This window comes from Bacteroides sp. AF34-31BH, assembly GCF_003602795.1.
Taxonomy (GTDB): Bacteria; Bacteroidota; Bacteroidia; order Bacteroidales; family Bacteroidaceae; genus Bacteroides; species Bacteroides uniformis.
Map to the genome: position 1 here is coordinate 1 of NZ_QTLV01000027.1, position 5,164 is coordinate 5,164.

Annotated in this window: 2 tRNA genes and 3 rRNA genes; all 5 read right to left on the reverse strand. The window is 49.9% G+C overall.

Annotated elements, in window-relative coordinates:
• Window positions 1-49: 49 nt before the first annotated feature.
• Window positions 50-160, reverse strand: a 5S ribosomal RNA gene (gene rrf, locus DWZ67_RS19795).
• A 72-nt stretch (window positions 161-232) separates the two neighbouring features.
• Window positions 233-3,112 (reverse strand): 23S ribosomal RNA (locus tag DWZ67_RS19800).
• A gap of 113 nt (window positions 3,113-3,225) precedes the next feature.
• A tRNA-Ala gene (locus tag DWZ67_RS19805) sits at window positions 3,226-3,299 on the reverse strand.
• A gap of 90 nt (window positions 3,300-3,389) precedes the next feature.
• Window positions 3,390-3,463 (reverse strand) — tRNA-Ile (locus tag DWZ67_RS19810).
• 135 nt (window positions 3,464-3,598) lie between these two features.
• Window positions 3,599-5,125, reverse strand: a 16S ribosomal RNA gene (locus tag DWZ67_RS19815).
• Together the 16S, 23S and 5S rRNA genes with 2 tRNA genes alongside form the textbook arrangement of a ribosomal RNA operon.
• Window positions 5,126-5,164 lie beyond the last annotated feature (39 nt).

Sequence of the window (5,164 nt, forward strand, 5' to 3'; positions counted from 1 at the left end):
AAACGAACAAAGCCTCCGTATCCTTATCAGACACGGAGGCTTCTTCTGAAAACGGCGACTACCTACTCTCCCACTGTTACGCAGTACCATCGGCGTGACCGGGCTTAACTTCTCTGTTCGGAATGGGAAGAGGTGGAACCCCGGTGCTGTAGTCACCTGAATAAGGCAGACATGATGAGAAAAAAGTAAAGTGTCCATACATTGCTGAACGTATATACCTCCATACACGGAAGGCAAAAAGTGAACGGGCAATTAGTAATGCTCGGCTATGACATCGCTGCCTTTACACCTGCATCCTATCAACGTTGTAGTCTACAACGACCCTGAGAAATCTAATCTTGTGGCTGGCTTCGTACTTAGATGCTTTCAGCACTTATCCAATCCCGACTTAGATACCCGGCAATGCACCTGGCGGCACAACCGGTAAACCAGAGGTCAGTCCAACACGGTCCTCTCGTACTAGTGTCAGAGCCACGCAAATTTCATGCGCCCACGATAGATAGAGACCGAACTGTCTCACGACGTTCTGAACCCAGCTCGCGTGCCACTTTAATGGGCGAACAGCCCAACCCTTGGGACCTTCTCCAGCCCCAGGATGTGACGAGCCGACATCGAGGTGCCAAACCCCTCCGTCGATATGAGCTCTTGGGAGGGATCAGCCTGTTATCCCCGGAGTACCTTTTATCCTTTGAGCGATGTCCTTTCCATACAGAAACACCGGATCACTATGCTCTAGTTTCCTACCTGATCGACTTGTAAGTCTCCCAGTCAAGCGCCCTTATGCCATTACACTCTGCCGACGGTTACCAATCGTCGTGAGGGCACCTTTAGAAGCCTCCGTTACACTTTTGGAGGCGACCACCCCAGTCAAACTACCCACCAAACAGTGTCCCCGCAACAACGGGTTAGAACTCAAATAATCAAAGGGCCGTATTTCAACAGCGGCTCCACAAATACTGGCGTACCTGCTTCGAAGCCTCCGGCCTATCCTACACATCAATTACCCAAATTCAATGTTAAGCTATAGTAAAGGTTCACGGGGTCTTTTCGTCCCATCGCGGGTAATCGGCATCTTCACCGATACTACAATTTCACTGAGCTCACGGTTGAGACAGCGTCCAGATCATTACACCATTCGTGCAGGTCGGAACTTACCCGACAAGGAATTTCGCTACCTTAGGACCGTTATAGTTACGGCCGCCGTTTACTGGGGCTTCAATTCAATGCTTCTCTTGCGATGACATCTCCTCTTAACCTTCCAGCACCGGGCAGGTGTCAGGCTGTATACTTCATCTTTCAATTTTGCACAGCCCTGTGTTTTTGTTAAACAGTTGCCTGGACCTATTCTCTGCGCCTCGCCGTAAAGCGAGGACCCTTTATCCCGAAGTTACAGGGTCAGTTTGCCTAGTTCCTTAACCGTGAATCACTCAAGCGCCTTAGTATATTCAACCCGACTACGTGTGTCCGTTTGCGGTACGGGTACCTGCAGGATTAAGTTTAGCGGATTTTCTTGGAAGTATGATTACACGCACTATTGGATTGTTCTAAGAACGCTCCATACTATCAGGTTCGACTCTTGCTCCGGATTTGCCTGGAACAATCAGCATCTACACCCTTCAACGGACTATTCCGTCAGTCCGCGGCGCTGTCACGACTCCGTCTCCACGTCACTCCCACAGGTAGTACCGGAATATTAACCGGTTCTGCCATCGGCCTCGCCGTTCGGCTGAGCCTTAGGACCCGACTTACCCTGATCCGATTAGCGTTGATCAGGAAACCTTAGTCTTTCGGCGAGGGGGTTTCCCACCCCCTTTATCGTTACTTATACCTACATTTGCTTTTCCACACGCTCCAGCAAAGCTCGCGCTTCACCTTCGACGCAGAGTGGAATGCTCCCCTACCGATGATTTCTCATCCCAAAGCTTCGGTAGAATACTTATGCCCGATTATTATCCACGCCAAACTCCTCGACTAGTGAGCTGTTACGCACTCTTTAAATGAATGGCTGCTTCCAAGCCAACATCCTAGCTGTCTTAGCAATCTGACTTCGTTAGTTCAACTTAGTATTCATTTCGGGACCTTAGCTGTTGGTCCGGATTGTTCTCCTTTAGGACATGGACCTTAGCACCCATGCCCTCACTCCTGACATAGAACTGACACGCATTCGGAGTTTGTCAAGACTTGATAGGCGGTGAAGCCCTCGCATCTTATCAGTCGCTCTACCTCATGCCAGTATAAGTCAAGGCTGCACCTAAATGCATTTCGGGGAGTACGAGCTATCTCCAAGTTTGATTAGCCTTTCACCCCCACCCTCAGGTCATCCAGAAGCTTTTCAACGCTTATTGGTTCGGTCCTCCAGATGGTGTTACCCATCCTTCAACCTGCCCAAGGGTAGATCACTTGGTTTCGCGTCTACTCCTTCCGACTATACGCCCTGTTCAGACTCGCTTTCGCTTCGGCTGCAGATCTGAAATCCTTAACCTCGCCGGAAAAAGTAACTCGTAGGTTCATTATGCAAAAGGCACGCCGTCACACCAAAAGGTGCTCCGACCGCTTGTAGGCACATGGTTTCAGGAACTATTTCACTCTTCTGTTCGAAGTGCTTTTCACCTTTCCTTCACAGTACTGGTTCACTATCGGTCTCTCGGGAGTATTTAGCCTTACCGGATGGTCCCGGCAGATTCACGCAGAATTCCTCGTGCTCCGCGCTACTCAGGATACCACTAGGCTTCGGTTGGCTTCGCATACGCAGCTCTCATGCTCTATGGCTGTACTTTCCAGAACATTCTGCTCACCAACTTTCTTGCCACGGCGTGGTCCTACAACCCCACCCATGCCGTAACATGGATGGTTTGGGCTATTCCCCGTTCGCTCGCCACTACTGGGGGAATCATTGTTTATTTTCTTTTCCTGCAGGTACTAAGATGTTTCAGTTCCCTGCGTTAGCCTCCTGCAATGCAGGATGATACTTCTTCAAAGTACCGGGTTGTCCCATTCGGAAATCCGCGGATCAAAGGTTATTTGCACCTACCCGCAGCTTATCGCAGCTTATCACGTCCTTCATCGCCTCCGAGAGCCAAGGCATCCGCCATGTGCCCTTACTTACTTTTTGTCTTACCGATCACGTATGGTCGATATATACTTTCAGCTTTTAACTTTACTTTTTTTTGGTCACATCATGTCAAAGAACGGTGTTTCAATTATAAAACAATAATCAAAACGGAGTGGAGAATAACGGATTCGAACCGTTGACCCCCTGCGTGCAAAGCAGGTGCTCTAGCCAGCTGAGCTAATCCCCCTTCTTATAAGTGGAAAACGGAAAGTGGAAAGTGGAAAATCCGGAGAGTTCCCGATTTTCAGTTTTCAATTTTCAATTTTCAACTTTGAAGTAGTCCCAGGCAGAGTTGAACTGCCGACCTCTACATTATCAGTGTAGCGCTCTAACCAACTGAGCTATAGGACTGTCAGTCAAACCCTCGCCTTACGGCTCGGCTTCTACTTTTCTCGTATATTTTAATAAACAAGTACGCGCAGTACAAGAGGTTCTTATGGAAGCATAACTTCAAGAACCAACGATCGAGTCGAGACGTCACTCCAGAAAGGAGGTGTTCCAGCCGCACCTTCCGGTACGGCTACCTTGTTACGACTTAGCCCCAATCACCAGTTTTACCCTAGGGCGCTCCTTGCGGTTACGCACTTCAGGTACCCCCGGCTTTCATGGCTTGACGGGCGGTGTGTACAAGGCCCGGGAACGTATTCACCGCGCCGTGGCTGATGCGCGATTACTAGCGAATCCAGCTTCATGGAGTCGGGTTGCAGACTCCAATCCGAACTGAGAGAGGCTTTCGGGATTAGCATCACGTCGCCGTGTAGCTGCCTTCTGTACCCCCCATTGTAACACGTGTGTAGCCCCGGACGTAAGGGCCGTGCTGATTTGACGTCATCCCCACCTTCCTCACATCTTACGACGGCAGTCTCGACAGAGTCCCCAGCATCACCTGATGGTAACTATCGATAAGGGTTGCGCTCGTTATGGCACTTAAGCCGACACCTCACGGCACGAGCTGACGACAACCATGCAGCACCTTCACAACTGCCTTGCGGCTGACATGTCTCCACATCATTCAGTTGCAATTCAAGCCCGGGTAAGGTTCCTCGCGTATCATCGAATTAAACCACATGTTCCTCCGCTTGTGCGGGCCCCCGTCAATTCCTTTGAGTTTCACCGTTGCCGGCGTACTCCCCAGGTGGAATACTTAACGCTTTCGCTTGGCCGCTTACTGTATATCGCAAACAGCGAGTATTCATCGTTTACTGTGTGGACTACCAGGGTATCTAATCCTGTTTGATACCCACACTTTCGAGCATCAGCGTCAGTTACAGTCCAGCAGGCTGCCTTCGCAATCGGAGTTCTTCGTGATATCTAAGCATTTCACCGCTACACCACGAATTCCGCCTGCCTCTACTGTACTCAAGACACCCAGTATCAACTGCAATTTTACGGTTGAGCCGCAAACTTTCACAACTGACTTAAGCGTCCGCCTACGCTCCCTTTAAACCCAATAAATCCGGATAACGCTCGGATCCTCCGTATTACCGCGGCTGCTGGCACGGAGTTAGCCGATCCTTATTCATACGGTACATACAAAAAGGCACACGTGCCTCACTTTATTCCCGTATAAAAGAAGTTTACAACCCATAGGGCAGTCATCCTTCACGCTACTTGGCTGGTTCAGACTCTCGTCCATTGACCAATATTCCTCACTGCTGCCTCCCGTAGGAGTTTGGACCGTGTCTCAGTTCCAATGTGGGGGACCTTCCTCTCAGAACCCCTATCCATCGAAGGCTTGGTGGGCCGTTACCCCGCCAACAACCTAATGGAACGCATCCCCATCGATGACCGAAATTCTTTAATAGTTCTACCATGCGGAAGAACTATGCCATCGGGTATTAATCTTTCTTTCGAAAGGCTATCCCCGAGTCATCGGCAGGTTGGATACGTGTTACTCACCCGTGCGCCGGTCGCCATCAAACTTAGCAAGCTAAGTTCATGCTGCCCCTCGACTTGCATGTGTTAAGCCTGTAGCTAGCGTTCATCCTGAGCCAGGATCAAACTCTTCATTGTAAAAGTATCGTGACTGCGCAAATTAAAAATTAAAGTGCG